Source organism: Streptosporangium pseudovulgare (genome assembly GCF_014648055.1).
GTDB lineage: Bacteria > Actinomycetota > Actinomycetes > Streptosporangiales > Streptosporangiaceae > Streptosporangium > Streptosporangium pseudovulgare.
Map to the genome: position 1 here is coordinate 39,397 of NZ_BMQJ01000017.1, position 22,048 is coordinate 61,444.

A 22,048-nucleotide genomic window follows, 5' to 3' on the forward strand; every position below is an offset into this window, starting at 1 on the left:
CGACCCCGTGGCCGCCCGGCGAGCGCGATCATAAGCACGGAGGACGAGAAGTGACCCTGAACACCATCCTGCTGAGCGTGATCGACATCGCTCAGCCGACCGCTCCTCCGACCGGCGTCAACACCCAGGGCCTGGCCGACTTCCTGCGCAAGTTCTTCGCCCCGCTCTTCCTCGTCGTCGTCTCCGTCGTCGCCCTCTTCTTCCTCTTCACCAGGGAGATCACCAGGTTCGTGCAGTTCATCATCCTCGCCATCGCCATCGGAGTGATCTTCTACGTGCCGAACATCATCGAGGTGACGGCCAAGGCGATCGCGGGCGCACTGGGCATCACGGGGGGTTGAGACCGCGCAGAGCGGTCAGAGAACGAGAGGCGGAAAGGAGGAGCGCGTGGATCTGCCCACGTATACCAATATCTGGCGGATCGAGAAGCGGCTCTACAAGCTGTACGACCTACGGCTGCCGATGCCGCTTCCCATTGTCTGGATCGGTGTGTTCGTGGGTGTGGCGGTTCCCTGGTCGCTGCTGCTCGCGCTTCTCGGCCTGCCCTTCGACGCCCCCTGGCACGTGGTCTACATCGTGCCGCCCGGGGTGGTGACCTGGCTGTCCACCCGCCCGGTGATCGAGAGCAAGCGGCTCACCGAGCTGCTGCAGTCGCAGACCCGTTACATCGGGGAGCCGCGCACCTGGTGCCGGATGGCGCCGGTCGCCGAGCCCGCCGAGATCACCCTGACCGGGAAGGTCTGGCGGGCCGCCCCCCGGCGGGCCGCCGACGTCCGCGTGAAGTCCGCGCGCAAGGCCCGGCACACCCAGGCCGGGCACGCCGCCTCCCCCCGCGAGGTCCGTCCCGCGGTGGCGGCCGCCGCCGCGGCGGCCCTGGAGTCCACCCAGGACGCGACCGCCCGCGGGCACGCCGCGGAGACGGCCACCCAGGAGCGGGGGAGCCGGGGCCGCGCCGCGTGGGGCACGGTCCGGGCCGCGCGCAGGGGCACCGCCCCGGCCCTCGGGGGTCCCGCCGAGCCCCCGCGCACCGAGCCGCCGGCCGAGCGTCCGCCCGCCGCGGCCGGAGCCGCGCCGACGGGGACGACGAGCCCGGCGGATCCGGTGACGGGCCCGGCGCGCGCCGTACCGGCGGCTCGGGAGGCTCTCGCCTCCGAGGCGCGGACGGCTTCGGCCGAGTCACGCACGGCCTCCGAGACGCACCCCGAGGTCCGTACGGTGTCCGAGACGTCCTCCGAGGTCCGTGCGGCGTCCGAGGTCCGTGTGTCCGAGGTCCGTGCGGTGTCCGAGACGTCCTCCGAGGCGCGCACGGCCGCCGAGACGGCTTCCGGGAAGCGGACGGCCTCCTCGGAGCCGGCCTCCTCGAAGACGGCCCTCTCGAAGACGGAGCCCGCCGCCGGGACGCGGTCCGCCGCCTCCGGTGCGCCGTCCGCGGCGACACCGCCGATCGGCACCGAGGCGCTGCGGCGGCTGCGCAGGCTCGCCGCCTCCGCGGAGGCCGGGCGCGCCGCCCCGGTGGAGGAGCAGGGGCCCGCGTCGCTGGAGCGGTTCGCCGAGCGGCGACGGGCGCGGTCCCCGGAGCGTCCCGCGGAGCACTCCTCCGGGCATCCCGCGGAACATCCCCCGGCACATCCTCCGGCGCGACCTGCGGAAAACCCCCCGGCGCGGCCCGCGGAGCGTCCCCCGGCGCGGTCCGGCGGGGTCCCGATCCGCGCGGTCCCCTCGGCGTCCGGCCCCGGGACCGATCCGGTGGCGCCCGCGGTGCCGGTGCCCCGCACCACCCGCGGCGACGAGCCCACCCCCGGCACGGCCCGGATCCGCCGGGTGGAGTCGGTCGTCGGCCGCGACTCCTCCGGCGGGTGGCGGCGGCTGGCCCAGGTGGTCGTCGGGCCCGGCGGCGGAGGCCGTACGGACGGATCGGAGATCGACGAGGCGCGGGCCACCGCGCCGTTCCCCGGCAGCCGCCGGGTGGTCGTGCTGGGCTGCACCGGCGGCGCGGGGCAGACCACGACCGCGCTCATGCTGGGGCACACCCTCGCCCGATACCGCGAGGACCGGGTGCTCGCGGTCGACGCCGGAACGGGCCACCACAACCTCTCCAGCCGGATCCCGGGCGAGTCGCCCGAGACGCTGAGCTCGCTGCTGGCCGGCCTCGACACCGTCCACGGCTACCTCGGCATGCGCGCCTACACCAGCCGCTGCGCCTCCGGCCTGGAGGTGCTGGCCGGCGACAGCGACGCCGGCGCCGAGCAGCGCCTGGCGGACCGCACGCTCTTCTCCGACCGGCGGCTCGGCCAGGCCATGGACACGCTGGAGCAGTACTACAAGCTCGTGGTCGTCGACCCCGCGGCGGCGCTGGCCGCCCGGGTGCTGCCCTACGCCGACCAGCTCGTCCTGGTCGTCCCGGCCAGCGAGGACGGCCCGGACGCGGTGGCCATGACCTACGAGTGGCTCGACGGGCACGGCTGCGCCGACCTGCGGCGCCGCGCGGTCCTGGTGGTCAACGGCGTCAGCCGCCGCAGCATGGGCGACGTCGAGCAGGCCGAGGCGGTCGCGCGCGGCAGGTGCCGGGCGATCGTGCGGGTGCCGTGGGAGGACGAGCTGGCCCCGGGCAGGTCCGAGCGGGTCGAGCCGTCCCACCTGCGGACGGCCGGCCGCCGGGCGTACCTCGCGCTGGCCGGGGTCGTGGTCGCGGGACTCGGAACGGCACAGGCGGTCCGATCGAGCGAGGAGGAGCTGGCCAAGTGATCCCCCGGGCGGGACGAGACGTGGTGGACGGGCATGACGAGGTGACGGGGTGAACGGCCGCGCAGGACGGACGGGCGAGCGGGCCGGCGGCGCCGTACGCCTGACGGGTGATCGGGTCGGCCGCGCCGTACGGCGGGCGGGCGATCAGGCGGTCCGCGGGGCGGGCCGTGCCGCGTCCCGGACGGGGGAGGCCGGGTGAGCCGCGCGTCACGGGCGCACAGCCGTCTCGCGGTCCGGTACTTCGACGACCGGATCCTGCTGACCGACTCGGCGGTCTGGGCCTACTTCAGGCTGCCGACGGTGAGCTACGAGTTCGTCACCCCCGAGGAGCGGGAGGCGCTGGCCACCAACGTCACCATCGCGCTGGCGGCGATCCGGATGCCGGACGCCGAGGTGCACCTGCGGGTGGCGCACCGCACCTACCCGGCGGCCGAGTGGGCGATGGCGCTGAACGCCACCTCCGACGAGGGGCCGGGCTGGCGCGACTACCTGGAGGAGATGTACCGCCACGTCTGGGCCAAGGACTTCTGGACCAAGGAGGTCTACCTCGGCGTGCGCCTCGGGCCGCGCGGCAGGCAGATCGGCGGCGGCGTGCTCGCCCAGCTCTTCGGCTTCTACCAGCGCGGCGAGAAGGCCCTCGGCATCGACGACGACCATATCCCCCGGGCCGAGGTCGCCCGGTGGACCGAGCAGGCCGAGCGGCTGGGCCGGGCGTTGTCGGCCAGCGCCCTGTACGCCCGGCACGCCACCTCCACCGAGATCGCCTGGCTGTTCCAGCACGCCGCGACCGGTTCCCTCGGCGACCCGCCCGCCTCGGCCAGCCCCAAGCGCAGGTGGGGGCAGGGTGAGATCGAGTCGCTGGTCGAGGGGCAGATCCACAACGGCAGGTCGCTGCTGCGGATCGAGCAGCCGTACGGCGACTCCTACGTGGCGCATCTGTCGTTCGCCCGCTTCCCCGACCTGATGCCGTTCCCCGACGGCGAGCCGTGGATGCACTTCGCCGACCAGCTGCCGTTCCCGGTGGAGGTCTCGTCGCGGATGCGGCTGATCTCCCCGGTCAAGGCCAGCAAGGACGTCGCGCGCAAGCTCGCCCACGCCCGCGACATGGACATCCACATCCGCGAGGCGGGCGCCGAGGCCCCGCTGGCGCTGGCCGAGCAGATCGACGCGGCCCGGATGCTGGAGCACGGCATCACCAAGGAGCGCCTGCCGTTCGTGTACGGCTGGCACCGGCTGATGGTGTCGGCCCCGACCGAGGAGATCTGCGTGCAGCGGGTCGAGGCGGTCGTGGAGCACTACCGCGACATGGGCATCGACATCGTCAACTCCACCGGCGACCAGTTCTCGCTGTTCTGCGAGGCACTGCCGGGTGAGCGGGTCCGGGTCAACGCCTACGCCCAGCGGCAACCGCTGCGCACCATCGCGGGCGGCATGGCGACCGCGACCGTGGACCTGGGAGACCGGGTGGACGAGTCGGGCGCCGGGTGGATGGGACCGTACATCGGGGAGACCCTCGGCCGGGCGCGCAGCATCGTGCACTTCGACCCGCTGGTGGCGGCCACCCGCAACCGCCCGACGGCCATCGCGATCACCGGTGAGCCCGGCGGCGGCAAGACCACGCTGGCGCTGCTGATGATCTACCAGATGGCGCTGCGCGGCGTGACGGTCGCGGTCATCGACCCCAAGGGCGACGCCGAGTCGCTGGTCCAGCTGCTGCGCAACCGGGGCCGCAAGGCGCGGATCATCCCGCTGGGCTCGGCGGCCCCCGGCCTGCTGGACCCGTTCTCCTTCGGAGACGACATCGCCGCCAAGAAGACGATGGCCAGCGAGACCCTGCGCCTGCTGCTGCCGCGCATGTCGGAGGAGCGGGAGTCGGCGATGATCCAGGCGGTCGCGGCGGTCGCCAACGGCGAGGACCCCTCGCTGGCGAAGGTCGTCGAGTTCCTGGAGCAGACCGAGGACGCCGCCTCCAAGAACCTGGGCGCGGTGCTGCGCTCCATGTCGGAGATGCACCTGGCCCGGCTCTGCTTCGACCCCTCCGGCGGCGAGCAGATCGACACCGAGGGCTGGACCACGGTCTTCACCCTCGGCGGCCTGACCCTCCCGGACGCCGCCACCGGCCGCGACGACTACTCCTACGAGCAGCGGCTGTCGGTGGCGCTGCTCTACCTCGTCGCGCAGTTCGCCCGGGGCCTGATGAACGGCCTCGACCGGCGGACCCCCAAGGCGATCTTCCTGGACGAGGCGTGGGCGATCACCTCCACCCCCGAGGGCGCCAAGCTGGTGCCCGAGGTGAGCCGGATGGGCCGCTCCCGCAACACCGCGCTGGTGCTGGTGTCGCAGAACGCCGGCGACCTGCTGAACGAGCAGGTGACCAACTGCCTGTCGTCGGTGTTCTCGTTCCGGTCCACCGAGCGGGTCGAGGTCGACCACGTGATGGCGCTGCTCGGGGTCGAGCCCTCCGAGGAGCACAAGGCGGTCCTGCGCTCGCTCGGCAACGGCGAGTGCGTGTTCCGCGACCTGGACGGTCGCGCCGGCCGCATCGGGGTGGACCTCATCTCCGACGAGCTGCTGCGCTGGCTCGACACGAACCCGACCCACGAGAGGCCCCCGGCCGACCCCCAGGGTCAGCCCGGGGGAGACCGAGTCAGCAGGCAGGGCGCCGTGGCGGTGGAGGTGCGGTCATGAAGGGCTCCGGCAAGGGGCACGGGAAATCCCGTGGCGGGCACGGAGGCTCCCGGAAGGGAAAGAGAGGCTCTCGCAGCCGGCTACGCAGGCGGGTCGCCATCGCGCTGGTGGCGCTGACCGCCTTCCTCGCGCTGCCCCTGGTGTTCCCCGAGGGGGGGTCCGTCGCCATCGCCGCCCCCTGCGACTTGTCGCCGGACCTCACCCCCGAGGTCGTCGGGTCGGGCGTGGACGGCCTGGTCAAACCCCCGGACCCGAGCCCGCCCGCGACGTCGGGCGCGACGATCACGCCGGCGCCCGCCCCGGCCGCGTCCGGCGCCCCCGGGGCGGCCGCCGCGGCGCAGGGCAACTACACCACCTACGGCATGAGCGGCCAGTTCTGGCACACCTACAACCTGGGCTGCGACGACGTCGCGGCGGTGCTGGGCAACGCCTGGGCCAACACGGTCTTCTCCTGGGCCAAGTCACTCGACCGGCTGACCATCACCACCTACCAGGCGGCCGCCACCGAGGGCCCGCTGGAGTCGATCAAGGATGTCGTCGACGACATCGTGACCAACCTGGCGAACGCCATGTACTGGCCGTACCTGCGGCCGGTCGTGATCCTCGGCGCCATCTGGCTCGCCTGGTACGGCCTGATCCGCAAGCGCGCGACCACCACCGCCGAGGGCGTCATCTGGATGGTCCTCGCGGTCACCGTCGCGGTCTGGTTCTTCAGCCGCCCCGGCGACTTCACCTCGCTGGGGAAGGTCGTCACCGACAAGACCGGTGAGGTCGTCAACTCGGCCTTCTCCGGCCTGCCCGGCGCGGGCGGCGCCTCCTGCATGCCCACCAAGGACGACCCCGCCCCTCAGGCCAGGGCCGGCGGCTACGGCCAGCCCGGCGTCCCCGGGGTGGAGCAGAACGCCGACGCGCTCTGGTCGGTGCTGGTCTGCAAGCCGTGGCTGATGGGCGAGTTCGGCACCGCGGAGGCGACCGCCCCGGTCGTGCAGAAGCTCGCTCCCAAGCTGCTGGACATCCAGGCCATCGACGCCACCGAGATGCGGGCCGCGCAGGTGCCCGCGAGCAACTCCCACCAGCTACGGTACGAGGAGGAGATCGCCAAGCCGCTGGAGAACACGCCGATCTTCTTCCTCTTCCAGGGAAAGGATTGGACGAGCCGGCTCGGCATCGCGATCGGCGCCCTGCTGGCCGCGATGGTCGCGGGCGTGCTGATCTTCCTGGTGGCGGTCTCGCTGCTGGTGCTCAAGGTCGGGTTCCTGCTGCTGCTGATCCTCGGGCCGATCTTCCTGCTGCTCGGCGTGCATCCCGGCTCCGGCCGCATCATCGCGATGCGCTGGGTGGAGATGCTGGTCGGCACGCTGCTGCGGCAGGCGGTGCTGGCCCTGGTCCTCGGCGTCCTGGTGTACGGCTACGCCCTGATCATCTCCACCGCCATGCCGTGGGGCATGCAGGTGATGTTCATGGCCCTGCTGACGATCGCGGTGTTCTTCTACCGGCGGCCGTTCCAGCACCTGTTCGCCTCCATGGACGGCCACACGCTCGCCACCCGCGTTCTCGGCGACGCCGCCACCGCGCCGACCCTGCAGCGGGCGGCGGGCGCGCTGCCGCCCGTCGCGGCGGCCCGGGTGGGCCGCTGGGGCATGCGCAAGGCCGAGCCCGCGCTGCAGGCCGCGGCGCTCGCCACCGGCGCGTCCGCGGCGACGGCCGCCGCGGCGGTCGCCCAGGGCAGGGTCCGCGGCGAGGACGGCGGCGCGGCGGCGGGCACGCCCTCCGGCGCCCGGGTCCCGGCCGGCGCGCAGCCCGCGCCACTGGACACCGACGCCCAGGCGGGCGGGCGGCGCAAGGCCGGAGGTCGCCCGGTCACCGCGGCGCGCCCCGGCGCGGCGCCGCCGCTCAACCTCTCCGGTACGGCCGGCGGCGCGGCGGGCGGCGGGTCCGGCCGTACGGCGGGCGCGTCCGGCGGATCCGGCGGGTCCGGCGGGTCCACGGTCAGGTCCGGCGGCGCCTCCGGGGGTCGCGGCGGGAGCGGCTGGTTCGGCGGGCGGTCCGGCGGCGGCTGGGCCCCGCAGGGCGGCTCCTCCTCGGGCGGGTCCGGCTCCTCGGCGGGCCGGTCCGCGGCGCCGTCCTCCCCGGGAGGAGGCCGGAGCGGCGGGAGCCTCTTCGGCGGTGGCGGGGGCGGCGGTTCGCGGCGCTCCGAGCCGTCCTCACGAGGCTCCGGTTCCGGCGGGTCCTCGCGCGGCTCCGGCCGTTCGTCGGGCGGCTCGGGCGGTTCCTCGGGGTCCGGCGGCAGCCTGTTCGGCTCCGGCGGCTCCTCCGGGTCCAGGCGGGACTCCGGCCGGTCCGAACGGTCCGAGCGGCGGTCCGAGGCGCCCCCGCTCTGGCTGCCCGGCCGTTCCGAGCGGGGCAGGGAGGCCGATGAGGCGCCCGCGCCGTTCTGGCTGCGCGCCTCGAAGCCGGAGGCGGACTGACGATGGCAGAAGGCGGCAACCGCCGGGGACTCGTCTTCGCGGTGCTGGTCGCGATGCTCGCCGGCGTCGGGATCTACCTGACGATGATGTCGGGGCAGTCGGGCGGGGAACCGTCCGGGGAGGACCCGGCGCGGGCGGGCCGGGCGACGGCGCAGGCGCGGGTGAGCGCCGAGCCGCCCCGACCGGCGGCCACGGCCAGCGACGCGCCCTTCGACGTCTACTCCTACCTGCCGATGACCAAGCAGGAGCTCGCCGCCGCGGCCGACTACGCCCGGCGGTTCACCGCCGCGTACGGCACCTACCGCTACGACGAGGACCCGGCGGCCTACGGCGACCGGGTCGGCGGCTACACCACGACCGAGTTCGCCGACGTCCTGCTGCGCACGTTCTCCTCGCCCGGCACGATCGAGGCCAACAAGGCCGACCAGGTCGTCTCGGTCGGCAGCGCCCAGGTCAAGGAGATCCGGCAGGTCCAGGACACCTCGGTGACCTTCGTGGTCACCGGGACCCAGAAGATCACCACCAAGGCCGGACCCCGGGACCTGACCGACGACTACGCCGTCACGCTCATCGAGGTCGGCACCGAGTGGCGGGTCCACAACCTGGAGCCGGCCGACGCGGGCCAGGAGGGGGACGACCGCACCTCGCCACCCGGGGAGGACGGATGAACGGCGGTCCGCGGTGAGGGCCGGGCGCAGGACGCGGATCCCGCTGGTCCTCGGCGTCGCCGGGGTCTGCCTGCTCACCCTGATCATGGCGCCGATGATGATGGTCAGCACGTTCCCGTCGATCGTCGGCGGCGAGCTGCCCGACTGCGAGGCGGCCGTGAAGAACGTCAGCGCCGAGTCCAAGACCGCCACGGCGGACATCCCCCCGGACTACCTGAAGCTGTACCGCAAGTACGGCAAGCAGGTCGGCGTGCAGTGGAACGTGCTCGCCGGAGTGGGCAAGCGAGAGACCGACCACGGCCGCTCCACCCTGCCCGGGGTGCGCAGCGGCACCAACTACGCCGGAGCGGCCGGGCCGATGCAGTTCCTGATCGGCACGTGGGGCGGCAAGGCGAAGATCAAGATCCCGTCGAAGTTCAACGGCTACGCCTCCGACGGCGACGGCGACGGCTGGGCAGACGTCTACAACCCCGCCGACGCCATCCTGGGCGCGGCGAAGATGCTCAAGCGCAACGGCGCGCCGGAGGACGTGCGGCGGTCGCTGTTCGTCTACAACCGGGCCTGGTGGTACGTGGACCAGGTCATGGAGATCGCCCGGAAATATGCCGAGGACGGCGCGGTCGCCGTGCCGCCACAGGCCGAGCCCGCCTGCGACGAGCCGCTGGTGCAGGCGGCGCCCAGCGGGACGGTGGCCCAGATCCTGCAGTACGCGCTCGCCCAGCGCGGCAAGCCGTACGTGTGGGGCGGCACCGGACCGGACGCCTTCGACTGCTCGGGGATCATCTACATGGCCTACCGCAGCGCCGGCCTGACGATCCCGCGCACCACCTTCGGTCAGTGGCCCTTCGGGGTGCGGATCGACGCGGGCGACGAGCAACCCGGTGACCTGGTCTTCTTCAACGCCGGGCCAGGAACGAGCGCCGACAACCCGGGACACGTCGGCATGGTCGTCTCGCCGGGCAAGATGGTGGAGGCACGGTGCACGCTGTGCGGGCCGATCAAGGTCACCACCTATCGCGACCGCACCGGCATCGTCGGGTACACCCGCCCGCTGCAGAACCCGCAGGTCCTCGAACAGCTCAGACTGAAGGAGCAAGGCTGAAGGAGTTCTTCGTGAAGAAGGTCGTCGTCGGGGCCGCGATCCTCGACGGCGACGGCAGGCTGCTCGCCGCCCAGCGCGCCGAGCCGCCCGAGCTGGCCGGCGGCTGGGAGCTGCCCGGGGGGAAGGTCGATCCGGGGGAGGACGACCACACGGCCCTGGTCCGCGAGTGCCTGGAGGAACTGGGGGTCGTGGTCGCCGCCGGGACACAGGTCGGCGGCGACTGGCCGTTGACCGGCGACTACGTGCTCCGGGTCTGGCTGGCGCGGATCATCGAGGGGGAGCCGGAGGCCAAGGAGCACCTGGAGTTGCGCTGGCTGACCGCCGACGAGCTGTTCGACGTGGCGTGGCTGCCCGCGGACCTGCCGATCGTGCGCGCCGTACAAGGTCATCTTGGCGGCATCTGACCCGCTACTCACGGTAGGCTTGTCGTTGCTCAACGTGCTGATCATGCGCGTTCGTAACGGGGGATCGGAGAGATGCGGTGACCGAGTGGTTGCAGCGTGCCCGGGTCGCGTCCGCGGTGGGGGCGGGGGCCCTCATCCTGGGCGGCGTCCCGGCCGCGTACGCGGACGTGACACCGGGGTCGGCCGGGTCGACGCCGGGGGAGGTCGCGGCGGACGCCTCGGCGGTGGCGGCGAGCGATCCCGCCGCGGCGTCCGGGGCCGCCGCCGACGAGCTCCGGTTCCGGCTGTGGCTGCGGGGGGCCGGTGACGAGGCGTGGCTGGCCGTCTCCTCGAAACCCGCCGAGGCGCTCAAGGACGTCGACTGCCCGCGCGAGGCCGCGCCGGCGGCGGAGGGGCCCCCGGTGGCCGAGGGGCCCGGCCGGGACGTCCCGGCCGCCGCGCCGGACGCGCAGGGGGCTCCCGCGGCGGGTGGCGCCCGCGCGGCGGCCTTCCGCCCGGCGGGCCTTCCCGAGGCGGCCGGGCCCGGCGACGGCCCGCTCGCGGGCGCTCCGCTGACGGACGACACGGCGGGCGCCGCCGGGTTCCGGGGCACCGGGACGGGTCCGGCGGCCGGTCAGGCGACCGGTTCGGTGTCCGGTTCGACGGCCGGTCCGGCGGAGGAGAGCGAGGCCGTCCCGGCGGGCGCCTCCGGGATCCGGGACGCCGGAGCCGAGGTGACCGGTTCGACGGCCGATTCAGCGGTCGGCTCGGCAGGGGACGTCGCGGGGGCTCCGGCAGGCGCCCCGGCGGAGAGCGACCGGACGGCGGGGGGCGCGTTGAGCTGCTCGATGGCGAAGGCCGGTGAGCGCGTGCCCGTCGACGTGGTGCTGCGCGCGCCGGAGGAGGCCCAAGAGGTCCAGCTGACCGCGGTGGCGCGCATCCGCGATGCCCGGGGCGAGTGGGTGACCCGGACCGCGCGGACCACGATGCGGCTCCCGGCGCGGACCGCGCAGCGCTCCGGCGCAGTGGACGGCGCCGTGGACGGAGCTCTGGACGGGACCGCGGAGGGGACCGCCGCGGGGGCCGCGGCTCCCGGTGGACGGACCCCGGTCCCGGGCAGCGCGCGGAGCACCGACGCGGCTGGAGCCGTCCCGGGCTCGGGAGACTCCGGCGACGTCACGGCCCCCGACGTCACGGGCTCCGGAGCCGGGACGGGTGCCGGAGAGGCCCGGGTCACCGGCGTTCAGGGCACCGGTACCCGGGGTGCCGGCGCGGCCGGGCTCACCGGGGACTCGGCGGGCGCCGCGGCGACCGGGGGCGCCGGAGACGCGGTGCGCACCGGAACGGGAGGCGCCGGAGACGTGGCGGCGAGCACCGCCGGGACCACGCGGGCGCCGCAGACCGGAGGTTCCGCCCTCACCGGAGCGGCTCCCGAGGCGATGCCCGGCATGTTCGGTGAGCGCGCGCAGGACGCCGGACAGGCCACCGGGACGCTCCCCGACGAGCGGACGAACCTGCTCTCCCGGCCCGGCACGGCCCTCCCACCCGGGAGGCCGGCCGCACAGAGCGGAGCGGCGCGGCCGGAGACCAGGGCCCTCGCCGCGGACCCGGGTTCGAGCTCCTGGCCGGCGGGCTCGGAGGATCGGGGCATGCCGATGGTCCTGGAGGACATCCCGGCGTCCCGGCGCAACCTCCCGGTCTACGAGGACCCCGCCTCCCAGGCGTCCGCCGTCCAGGAGCCGGGTGCCACGCCGGGGCAGGGGAGCGCGTCCCGCGGCTCCGCCCGGGGTCCGAGGGTGCCGCGGACGGCGATGGCGACCCAGTCGCAGGCCGTCCCGAGGCTCCAGGGCCCGAGGGCGGCGCTCAGGAACGGCACGGCCCAGCGGGGAGCCCGGAGGCAGGGGGCCGTCGGCATGCGGCTGTCCCCGATCCAGCAGATGCCCCCGCAGATGGGGCAGTTCCCGGTGATGCCGCCGATGCCCCAGCAGATGCCGCCGATGCCTCGCCAGATGCCGCCGATGCCGCAGCAGATGCCGCAGCAGATGCCGGCCCTTCCGCAGGTGCCGCCGCAGATGGGGCAGCCGCCCATGTTCCCGCAGGGACAGATTCCGCCGGGCCGGATGCCGGTGCTGCCCCAGCAGCCCGGCCAGATGGGACAGCCGGGACAGCTCGGGCAGCCGCCCGTCCAGCAGGGATACCCGCAGCAGGGGTACCCCCAGCAGGGTGGTCTCGGCGCGCCGATGACCCCCGGCGTCCCGGGTGCCCCCGTCGCGCCGGGTGTGCCCGGGGCCCCGTCGCCGCTGGCGATGCCGCCGGGGGCGCCGCTTCCCCAGGAGCTCGACGGGTCGAGCACGAAGATCGAGTCGGCGAACCGGTCGAGCTCGGTGCTGTCCGACGTGCGGGGCCTGCCCGCGGTCGGGGCGGCGGTCGGCGGCCTGCTGCTCCTGCTCTGGCTCCGGATGAGGATCCAGCGTCGGCGCAACTGGCGGCCCGTATCGTAGAAAGCGGTTTACTGTTAGTTTTGCCCAACTAGTATTTCCTTGGCGGGTTTAAGGCTGGGAAATTCGCGGAGGGCACGGTTGGCGCGATCGCGACGGACGGCGGCTTTATCCGCCGTCGCCATGTCTCTCGGACTGAGCGGTGCGGTGCTTCTGGCTGCCGCGCCGCTCACCGCTCCGATCGCCGACCCGGCGACCGTGCTGGTGGCCGACACCCCCGGCGAGGTCCCGGGATGCGGCACCGACCCCGCCGCTCCGTGCGACGAGGAGCCCACACCGGTCGTCACGGTCACGGTCACCGCGCCTCCTGAGGAGGAGTCCCCCGCCCCGCCGAAGCCGGCTCCCCGGACGGTGCACACCACGGTCATCGTCCCCCCGAAGACGACCAAGACTCCGAAGCCGACGAAGACCGTGCGCGAGACCGTGACGGTGCCGGCGCCGCAGCAGACCTCCGCGCCCCCCGTCGAACCGCCTCCCACCACCCCCGCCAACGAGCCGGTGACGCCGCCGACGACCAGCGACCCGGATCCGTCCTTCCCCAGCACCGAGACGCAGCCGCAGCCGACCGCGATCCCCACCGCCACGCCGCAGCCGAGCGACACCCCGTTCGAGGAGACCGCTCCCGCGCCGGTCCGCCACGAGATCCGCAACGCGGGCTCGGAGTTCGACAGCGCCACGCTGAGCGGCCAGCTCGCCATCCCGGCGCTGATCCTGGTGCTGCTGGTGCTGTTCGCCGTACTGATCTTCGAGGGCAGACTGCGCCGCCTCGCCCACGCGGCGGCCGTCCGCCGGGCGGGTCCCCGTTCCCCGGCCTACCGCGGCCCGGCCGATCCGATGGCCTATCCCGCCGGTCCCGCCGCTTATCCCGTCGGCCCGGCGGCCTACCCCGCCGGTCCGGGTTACGCGGCCGCGCCGGGCTTCCCGCCGGGGACCTACCAGGGCGGCACGGCCTACGCCCCGATCGTCAGCCTGGTGCCCATGCACATGTACCCGCAGGGGTACCCCGAGGGCTACGCCCCCGAGGCGTACGGCCGGCCGTACGAGCACCCGTACGGCGGGCAGCCGTACGAGACGGCCTACCTGCCGCCGGGCCATGAGCACGCGTCCGCCGGATACCCGCCGGGCCACGAGCACGCGCCCGCCGGATATCCGCTGCCGGGTCATGAGCACGCGTCCGCCGGATACCCGCCGTACGCGGAGCCGTACGGCCCGGCGGGGCATGATGAGATGTACGGCGCGGTGCACGACGAGGCGATGGCGCCCGACGTCCCGGGCACCTTCCACCCCCTGGACGAGGACGCCTTCCCCGGCCCGGCCGCCCGGCCCGCCGGTCCCGGTGATCTCCCTCCCGGCGAAGGGGATGACGGCCTGCCCCGTGGGGCGGCCGGCCACCCTGGTCCCTCCGGTGAGGCGGGTGCCGGCCGCGGCGGCTCGCCGTCCTCCCCGGAGCGGGGCGAGCCCGGCGACCACGCCCGGGGCTTCTTCGAACCGGCCCGGCCGCCCGCCGGCGAGGCGCGGCCCGGCGAGAGCCTGACGGACGAGACGCGATCCGGCGCAGAGAGCCCGACGGGTCCGGCGGGTCCGGCGGGTGGGTCGCGATCCCGCTCCGAAGCCGCCCCCGCCCCCGCCACCGAGCGCGCCCCCGCTCCCGAACCCGGTCCCGGGGGGCCACCGCCTTCCGGCCGGGAGTCCGGCTTCGCCGAGGCGCCCTCCGGTCAGGAGCCGGTCCCCGGGGCGTTCCCCGGTCAGGAACCGGTTCCCGGGGCGCCCTCCGGTGCCGGGCCGACGGGCACGGTGACCCATCCCCTGCCGGAGCGGGCCGAGGGCAGGAAGAAGCGCGGGCTCTTCCGCCGCTCGTCCTGACGCCCACCGCGGGCCGGGACGGTCGCTCGTCACGGCGGTTCCGCCAGGACGGCTGCTCATCACGGCCGCTCATCACGGCCGTTCCGCCGGGACGGCCGCTGGGCACGGCCGTTCCACGGGCCCGGACGGCCGCCTGGCCCGGCGCGTCCCGCCGGACTCGTACGATCTCCCGCCGGGCGAAAAGCGACGGCGCCGGCCACGCGGATGCGTGGCCGGCGCCGTCAGCGGTCACCGGCGCCGTCAGCGGTCACCGGCGCCGTCAGCGGTCACCGGCGCCGTCAGCGGTCACCGGCGCCGTCAGCGGTCACCGGCGCCGTCAGCGGTCACCGTGGGCGGTGATCACCCGTCGAGGGAGGGGATCACCGCTTCGCGTCGGAACGCCGGAAGATCTTGTTGCCGAGCCAGACCAGCGGGTCGTACCTCCGGTCGACGACGCGCTCCTTCATCGGGATCAGCGCGTTGTCGGTGATCTTGATGTGTTCCGGGCAGACCTCGGTGCAGCACTTGGTGATGTTGCAGTAGCCGAGACCGTGCTCCTCCTGCGCGGCGTCCTTGCGGTCCGCCACGTCGTAGGGGTGCATGTCCAGCTCGGCGATCCGCATGAGGAAGCGCGGACCGGCGAAGGCCGGCTTGTTCTCCTCGTGGTCACGGATCACGTGGCAGACGTTGTTGCACATGAAGCACTCGATGCACTTGCGGAACTCCTGGGACCGCTCGACGTCGATCTGCTGCATGCGGTACTCGCCCGGCTTCACGTCCGACGGCGGGGTGAAGGACGGGATCTCCCTGGCCTTCTGGTAGTTGAACGAGACGTCGGTGACCAGGTCCTTGATCACCGGGAACGCCCGCATGGGCGTCACGGTGATCGTCTCGTCCTCCGCGAAGGTGGACATCCGGGTCATGCAGCCGAGCCGGGGCTTGCCGTTGATCTCCATGGAGCAGGAGCCGCACTTGCCGGCCTTGCAGTTCCACCGGACCGCGAGGTCGGGCGCCTGGGTGGCCTGGAGCCGGTGGATGATGTCGAGGACGACCTCGCCGTCGTTCACCTCGACGGTGAAGTCCTCCAGCCGTCCCTCGCCGCCCTCGCCCCGCCACACACGGAACTTCGCCTTGTAACTCATGGTCACTCCTTGACCAACGCGTCGAAGTCGGCCAGCTCTTCGTCCGTCATGTACTTCTTCAGCTCGTCGCGTTCGAAGAGCCTGATCAGGTCGCCGCGCATGGACGGCTGGACCTCCTCCTCCACCGTGACCGAACCGTCCGGGCCCAGTGCGCAGGACAGGAGCCTGCGGCGCCACTCCGGCGACATGCCCGGGAAATCGTCGCGGGTGTGACCGCCGCGGCTCTCCTCGCGGAGCAGGGCCGCCTTGGCCACGCACTCGGAGACCAGCAGCATGTTGCGCAGGTCGAGGGAGAGGTGCCAGCCGGGGTTGTAGATCCGGCTCCCGGTCGCCCCGACGTGCTCGGCCCGCTCCTTGAGCTTGCCCACCGCCTCCAGCGCCTCGGTGATCTCCTCGGACCTGCGGATGATGCCGACCAGCTCGTTCATCGTCCGCTGCAGCTCCTGGTGGACCACGTAGGGGTTCTCCCCCGACCGCTCCAGCGGCGCCAGCGCCTCGGCCTTCGCCGCCTCCACCGCGTCCTCGGCGACTTTGGGCCGCGCCCGGAGGCCGTCGACGTAGGCGGCGGCTCCGGCGCCCGCGCGGCGGCCGAAGACCAGCAGGTCGGACAGCGAGTTGCCGCCGAGCCGGTTGGAGCCGTGCATGCCGCCGGAGACCTCACCGGCCGCGAAGAGGCCGGGGACGGACGCCGCGCCGGTGTCGGCGTCCACCTCGACGCCGCCCATGATGTAGTGGCAGGTCGGGCCGACCTGCATGGGCTCCTTCGTGATGTCGACGTCGGCCAGCTCCTTGAACTGGTGGTACATCGAGGGCAGCCGCCGGGTGATCTCCGCGGCGGGCAGCCGGCTGGAGACGTCCAGGAAGACGCCGCCCTGGGGTGATCCGCGACCGGCCTTGACCTCGGAGTTGATGGCGCGGGCCACCTCGTCACGGGGCAGCAGCTCCGGGGGACGGCGGTTGCCCGCCTGGTCGGTGTACCAGCGGTCGGCCTCCTCCTCGGTGGTGGCGTACTTGTCCTTGAACACCTCGGGGATGTAGTCGAACATGAAGCGCCTGCCCTCGGAGTTCTTCAGCACCCCGCCGTCGCCGCGTACGGACTCGGTGACGAGGATGCCGCGGACCGACGGCGGCCAGACCATCCCGGTGGGGTGGAACTGGATGAACTCCATGTTGATCAGCTTGGCCCCGGCCAGCAGCGCCAGCGCGTGGCCGTCCCCGGTGTACTCCCAGGAGTTGGAGGTCACCACGTAGGACTTGCCGATGCCGCCGGTGGCCAGCACGACCGCCGGGGCGTCGAAGAGGACGAACCTGCCGTTCTCCCGCCAGTAGCCGAAGGCGCCGGAGACCGCGTCGCCGTCCTTGAGCAGGCGGGTCACCGTGCACTCGGCGAAGACCTTGATGTATGCCTCGGCGTCACCGTGCCGCCGCTCGTCCTCCTGCTGGAGGGCGACGACCCGCTGCTGCAGGGTGCGGATCATCTCCAGGCCGGTACGGTCGCCGACGTGGGCCAGCCGGGGGTACTCGTGCCCGCCGAAGTTACGCTGGCTGATCTTGCCGTCCTTGGTGCGGTCGAACAGCGCGCCCCACGCCTCCAGCTCCCAGACCCGGTCCGGCGCCTCCTTGGCGTGCAGTTCCGCCATCCGCCAGTTGTTGAGGAACTTGCCGCCGCGCATGGTGTCGCGGAAGTGCACCATCCAGTTGTCGTCGCTGTTGACGTTGCCCATGGCGGCGGCGGCGCCGCCCTCGGCCATGACGGTGTGCGCCTTGCCGAACAGCGACTTGCAGATGATCGCGGTCCGCTTGCCCTGCTGGCGGGCCTCGATGGCCGCCCGCAGCCCCGCGCCGCCGGCGCCGATGACGACGACGTCGTATTCGTGACGCTCGATTTCCACAGCAGATCCTTATGCGAACGGGAAGTTGATGATGCCCTTGGCGACCAGCCGGACGTAGAGGTCGGCTCCCATGACCGTGAACATCGAGATCAGCGCCAGCTCCTGGTGCTTGGCGTTGAGCTTGGAGACGAAGCCCCACGCCCGGTACCTGACGGGGTGCCGGGAGAAGTGGTTCAGACGCCCGGCCGTGATGTGGCGGCAGGAGTGGCACGACAACGTGTACAGGTTGATGAAGACGGCGTTGATGATCAGGATCCACGTGCCGAGGCCGTCCGGCTTGCCGATGAGGGCCTTCACCGCGTCGATGGCGAGGATCAGGCCGATCACGATCGCCGCGTAGAAGAAGTAGCGGTGGATGTTCTGCAGGATCAGCGGGAAGCGGGACTCGCCGGTGTAGCGGCGGTGCGGCTCGCCCACCGCGCACGCCGGGGGCGAGAGCCAGAAGCCGCGGTAGTAGGCCTTGCGGTAGTAGTAGCAGGTGAAGCGGAACCCGGCGGGCAGGCCGAGGATCAGCAGACCGGGCGGCAGGGTGTACCAGTCGCCGAACGGCGCGAAGCCGAACAGCCGGGCCTCCTCCGGGCAGGTCGCCTGCGCCAGGCACGGGGAGGCGAACGGCGCGTGATATGGGGAGACGAAGAAGCTCTTATCGAAGATCGCCCATGTGGCGTAGATCAGGAACGCCATGAAGATGATGAAGGTGACCAGGGGGTAGCGCCACCACTGGTCCGTCCGCAGGGTGCGTTCCTTGATCTGCGCACGTTGCCTTCTGGCCGTGTTCTCGGCCGTTGTCTGGGTCATTTTTGACCTCTCCACCTCCCGCGAACCCTGCTGCCGTGGGGTCCGGGTCATTTAATGTGTGCGGCGCGCCGGAGGCCGTCGTCGCGCCGGCTCAGCGTGCGCGCGTGTATTGGTGGGGGATACGTTACGACGCTGCCCGGGGGTTGTGTGAGAAAGGTCACTCACATTTTCCCGCTCTCGGTGTGATTCCCGTCACGTTGGTCAGGAAAAAGTCACCGGCCGGTCAAGACCGCACGGGAGGGCGGGACGTGGGGAGATCGTCGGTCACGGCGGACGGCGGCGCGGAAGGTCCGGAGACCGGCGGCACGGGCCGGTGAGGACGGGCGCGGGCCGGTGCGCGGGGCGGGGCCGGAGGGCCGCGGGCGGACGTGAGAGGCGTGAGGCGAGATCAGAGAGCCGCGGGCGGGCGCGAGACGGGACCGGAGAGGCGCGCGTGGCGGAGCGCGAGGGAACGGCGGGCGGGCCGCGGGGCCGCGACGGGCGGCGGCCCCGCGCCGGCCGGACGGGACAGAAAGAGAGGAGAGGTCAGTACCGCTGGCTGCTGTTGGGCAGCTTGACCACGGTCACGAAGAAGTCGTCGATGCGCCGGACCACGCTGATGAACTGGTCGAAGTCGACGGGCTTGGAGACGTAGGCGTTGGCGTGCAGGTTGTAGCTGCGCAGGATGTCCTCCTCGGACTCCGACGTCGTCAGCACGACCACGGGGATGCCCCGCAGCTTCTCGTCGGACTTTATGTCCTGCAGCACCTCCCGGCCGTCCTTGCGGGGGAGGTTGAGGTCGAGCAGGATCAGGTCGGGCCGGGGGGCGTCGGCGTACTCGCCCTCCTGGCGCAGGAAGGCCATGGCCTGCTCGCCGTCGTTGACGACGTGCAGCTTGTTGCGGACCTTGTTGAGCTCGAACGCCTCCTTGGTCAGCAGGACGTCACCCGGGTCGTCCTCGACCAGGAGCACGTCGATCCAGCGCAGGTCATTCATCGCTCTCTCCATCAGGAAGGGTCCATTTGAAGGTCGTCCCCGCCGTGCCCGTCGTGCCCGGCTCCGGCTGTTCCACCCAGATCCGGCCGCCGTGGTACTCGACGATCTTCTTGCAAAGGGCCAGCCCGATACCGGTGCCGGCGTAGGCGTCCCGGCCGTGCAGGCGCTGGAAGATCAGGAAGATGCGTTCAGTGTATTTGCCGTCGATGCCTATGCCGTTGTCGGTGCAGGAGAACTCCCACACGTCACCGTCGCGCCGCACGCCGATGTGGATCTTCGGCGGCTCCTCCGAGCGGAACTTCACCGCGTTGCCGATGAGGTTCTGGAAGAGCTGGGTGAGCTGGGACCGGTTGCCGCGCACCACGGGCAGCTCGTCGGAGGTCACGGTCGCGCCGGCCTCCTCGATGGGCGCGGCGAGGTTCTTCAGCGCGGCCTGCAGGGGAACGTCGGCGTCGAGCGTGGCCATCTCCCCGCCGATCCTGCCGACCCTGGAGAAGTCGAGCAGGTCGTTGATGAGGAGCTGCATGCGCTTGGCGCCGTCCACGGCGAAGGCGATGTACTGCTTGGCGCGGGTGTCGAGCTGGTCGCCGTAGCGCTGGTCGAGCATCTGGGTGAAGCTGGCCACCTTGCGCAGCGGCTCCTGCAGGTCGTGGCTGGCGACGTAGGCGAACTGCTCCAGCTCGCTGTTGGAGCGCCGCAGCTCGGCGGCCTGCTCCTCCAGCTTGACCTGCGCCTCGGAGGCGCGCCGCCACTCCGCCAGCATGCGGCGGCGCATGGCGTCGACGTGCCCGGACAGCTCCGACAGCTCCGACGGCCGCTCGACCTTGAGGCGGTGGTCGAAATCCCCCTGGCCGACCGCGCGGACCTGCTCGGTCAGCTCGGCCAGCGGACGCAGTACGGCGAAGCGCACGATCAGCACCGAGCCGATCCCGGCCAGCACCAGGACGGCGACGATCACGCCGAGCGCCACGTAGAGCGCGGACCAGCCCCGGTCCAGCCGGACGCTCCCCTCGTCGTGCAGCCGGTTCAGGTGCGCCCGGAGGGTGTCCAGCGACCGGCGGACCTCGGTGAACCGCTCGGCGTTGACCGGCGCCATCCGCTGGGCGGTCTCGGTCTTGTAGGTCGGCACCGAGGCGATGAGCGCTTCGGCGTAGTCGCGCCGCCAGGCGTCCCCGACGGCCCCGATCCGCTGGACCTCGGCGCGGACCGCGTCACCCTCCGGCATGCGGGGCATCAGCCGTTCGAGCTCGGCCATCGCCCTGGCCTCGTCGGCGACGGCGGCGCGGTAGGCCAGCAGGGAGCGTTCCTCGTTCGTCCTGCCGTACGTCCGCGCGGAGCTCTCCTGCGCGGTCAGCGCGTTGGAGATCTCCAGGGTGCGCAGCGCCGCGGGGTCGACGACGTCGACCACGGCGCCCCGCAGTCGGGTGAAGTCCTTCATCGAGGCGACCGCGAAGAGGCCGGTGATCGCCAGGGCCGCCGCGATCAGCACCCCGGTGAGCAGGAACCACTGCCCGACCCGCAGCTTGCCGAAGCCCGTCGCGGGCTCGGGGGCGGGCAGCGGGCGCAGGCGTCCGCGGTCGCTCATCACGCCTCCTCCGGCTCCCGCGCGCCGGACCGGGAGATGAGGACGGTGGCGAGGTCGTCGCTGAGCGCGTCGCGGTTCAGCTCGATCACCCGCTCGATCAGCCGGTCGAGGTGGATGCCGCCCTGCTCGTGGACCAGTCTGAGCAGGCCCTCGGTGCCGAGCAGGTCGGGGCCGCCGCCCACGGTGGCCTCGATCAGGCCGTCGGTGTAAAGGAGCATCGACCACTCGTGGCCCAGCGGCACCTCGATCTCCGACCAGTCGATGCCCTGGAAGATCCCCAGCGGGGGGCCGGAGGGGGTGCCCTGCAGCACGCCGATCGCGCCGTCGCGGATCAGCAGGGGCGGGGGGTGGCCGACCACGTGCATCCGGGCGCGGTCCAGGGAGGCGTCGATCGTGGCGATGCAGAGCGTCGTGAAGATCTCCGGGGACTTGCGTTCGAGGCGCAGCACCGAGTCGAGGGTGCGCAGCAGCTCGTTGCCGGTGTGCCCGGCCAGGACCAGGGTCCGCCAGGCGATCCGCAGCGCCACGCCCAGGGCCGCCTCGTCCGGGCCGTGCCCGCACACGTCGCCGACGACGACGTGCACGGCGCCGTCGGGACCCTGCACGGTGTCCCAGAAGTCACCGGCGAGCAGGGCGCGGCGGCGGCCGGGGAGGTAGCGGGCCTGGTGCTCCAGGTCGGCGGTCTTCAGCAGCGGGACCGGCAGCAGCCTGCGTTCGAGGCGGGCGTTCTCCTTGGCCGTCAGCTGGGCCTCGACGAGGCTGCGCTGCGCCAGGTCGGCGCGCTTGCGCTCCATCGCGTAGCTGATCGCCCGGGCCAGCAGCCTGGCCTCCACGTCCTGCTTGACCAGGAAGTCCTGGGCGCCCGCGGCGACGGCCTCGACGCCGACGTGGGTGTCGTTGAGGCCGGTCAGCACGAGCACCGCGGTGTCGGGCGCCATCGACAGCACCTGCTCCAGCGCCTCCAGGTCGCTGGCGTCGGGCAGGGAGAGGTCCACGAGCACGCACTGCACGTCGGGGGTGAGCCGCTCCCTGGTCTCGGCCAGGGAGCGCGCCCAAATGATCTTAGGAGGGTTCTCCGACTCGCCGAGCAGCTCCTCCACGAGGAAGGCGTCGCCCGCGTCGTCCTCGATGAGGAGGATCGTGAGCGTGTCGTTGGAGGGGGCGGTCACGGACGCCTCTTCATGGATCGGGGGCACCTTGTCAACGTATGAAGAATAGTGTGACATCGGGACTTACCGTGTGGTGATCAGGCCCGCGGCCTC

15 protein-coding genes are annotated in these 22,048 nt (G+C 72.9%); 9 read left to right on the top strand and 6 right to left on the bottom strand.

What is annotated here, in order from left to right; all coding sequences use genetic code 11:
• The first annotated feature begins 65 nt into the window (after window positions 1-65).
• The 9 genes from IEZ10_RS29120 to IEZ10_RS29160 all read left to right on the top strand — a co-directional run bounded on the left by IEZ10_RS29120 (window position 66) and on the right by IEZ10_RS29160 (window position 14,415).
• Window positions 66-341 carry a hypothetical protein gene (locus IEZ10_RS29120; protein ID WP_373287431.1) on the top strand — a complete coding sequence of 92 codons (276 nt, stop codon included), beginning with the start codon at window positions 66-68 and terminating at the stop codon, window positions 339-341.
• Window positions 342-387: 46 nt separating this feature from the next.
• On the top strand, window positions 388-2,745 hold the full coding sequence (locus IEZ10_RS29125) for a TcpE family conjugal transfer membrane protein (protein ID WP_189249728.1): 2,358 nt from the start codon (window positions 388-390) through the stop codon (window positions 2,743-2,745).
• A gap of 195 nt (window positions 2,746-2,940) precedes the next feature.
• The gene (locus tag IEZ10_RS29130; RefSeq protein WP_189249729.1) at window positions 2,941-5,433 is read left to right on the top strand and encodes an ATP-binding protein; all 2,493 of its coding nucleotides are present in this window, start codon (window positions 2,941-2,943) and stop codon (window positions 5,431-5,433) included.
• A 107-nt stretch (window positions 5,434-5,540) separates the two neighbouring features.
• A complete protein-coding gene (locus IEZ10_RS40100) occupies window positions 5,541-7,901 on the top strand; it encodes a type IV secretion system protein (protein ID WP_268246387.1) in 2,361 nt (786 codons plus the stop codon).
• Window positions 7,902-7,903: 2 nt separating this feature from the next.
• Window positions 7,904-8,569, top strand: a complete 666-nt coding sequence (locus IEZ10_RS29140; RefSeq protein WP_189249731.1) for a hypothetical protein — start codon at window positions 7,904-7,906, stop codon at window positions 8,567-8,569.
• A gap of 13 nt (window positions 8,570-8,582) precedes the next feature.
• Window positions 8,583-9,671, top strand: coding sequence for a C40 family peptidase (locus IEZ10_RS29145; protein WP_189249732.1), 1,089 nt, complete (start codon window positions 8,583-8,585; stop codon window positions 9,669-9,671).
• 11 nt (window positions 9,672-9,682) lie between these two features.
• Window positions 9,683-10,075 carry a (deoxy)nucleoside triphosphate pyrophosphohydrolase gene (locus IEZ10_RS29150; RefSeq protein ID WP_189249733.1) on the top strand — a complete coding sequence of 131 codons (393 nt, stop codon included), beginning with the start codon at window positions 9,683-9,685 and terminating at the stop codon, window positions 10,073-10,075.
• Window positions 10,076-10,152: 77 nt separating this feature from the next.
• The gene (locus IEZ10_RS29155; RefSeq protein WP_189249734.1) at window positions 10,153-12,555 is read left to right on the top strand and encodes a hypothetical protein; all 2,403 of its coding nucleotides are present in this window, start codon (window positions 10,153-10,155) and stop codon (window positions 12,553-12,555) included.
• Window positions 12,556-12,675: 120 nt separating this feature from the next.
• Window positions 12,676-14,415, top strand: a complete 1,740-nt coding sequence (locus IEZ10_RS29160) for a hypothetical protein (protein WP_189249735.1) — start codon at window positions 12,676-12,678, stop codon at window positions 14,413-14,415.
• A gap of 359 nt (window positions 14,416-14,774) precedes the next feature.
• Here the strand turns inward: IEZ10_RS29160 and IEZ10_RS29165 are convergent, their stop codons facing one another.
• The 6 genes from IEZ10_RS29165 to IEZ10_RS29190 all read right to left on the bottom strand — a co-directional run bounded on the left by IEZ10_RS29165 (window position 14,775) and on the right by IEZ10_RS29190 (window position 21,982).
• On the bottom strand, window positions 14,775-15,536 hold the full coding sequence (locus tag IEZ10_RS29165; RefSeq protein ID WP_179825397.1) for a succinate dehydrogenase/fumarate reductase iron-sulfur subunit: 762 nt from the start codon (window positions 15,534-15,536) through the stop codon (window positions 14,775-14,777).
• A gap of 2 nt (window positions 15,537-15,538) precedes the next feature.
• On the bottom strand, window positions 15,539-17,428 hold the full coding sequence (locus IEZ10_RS29170) for a fumarate reductase/succinate dehydrogenase flavoprotein subunit (protein ID WP_189249736.1): 1,890 nt from the start codon (window positions 17,426-17,428) through the stop codon (window positions 15,539-15,541).
• Window positions 17,429-17,437: 9 nt separating this feature from the next.
• Complete coding sequence (gene sdhC, locus IEZ10_RS29175) at window positions 17,438-18,226, bottom strand: succinate dehydrogenase subunit SdhC (RefSeq protein ID WP_189249737.1); 789 nt, start codon at window positions 18,224-18,226, stop codon at window positions 17,438-17,440.
• A 525-nt stretch (window positions 18,227-18,751) separates the two neighbouring features.
• Window positions 18,752-19,201 carry a response regulator gene (locus IEZ10_RS29180; RefSeq protein ID WP_189249738.1) on the bottom strand — a complete coding sequence of 150 codons (450 nt, stop codon included), beginning with the start codon at window positions 19,199-19,201 and terminating at the stop codon, window positions 18,752-18,754.
• Window positions 19,194-20,786, bottom strand: coding sequence for a sensor histidine kinase (locus IEZ10_RS29185; RefSeq protein ID WP_229811758.1), 1,593 nt, complete (start codon window positions 20,784-20,786; stop codon window positions 19,194-19,196). Before IEZ10_RS29185 ends, IEZ10_RS29180 begins: the two co-directional genes overlap by 8 nt.
• A complete protein-coding gene (locus IEZ10_RS29190) occupies window positions 20,786-21,982 on the bottom strand; it encodes a PP2C family protein-serine/threonine phosphatase (RefSeq protein WP_229811759.1) in 1,197 nt (398 codons plus the stop codon). The genes IEZ10_RS29185 and IEZ10_RS29190 overlap by 1 nt, the downstream gene beginning before the upstream one ends.
• Between the last annotated feature and the right edge of the window lie 66 nt (window positions 21,983-22,048).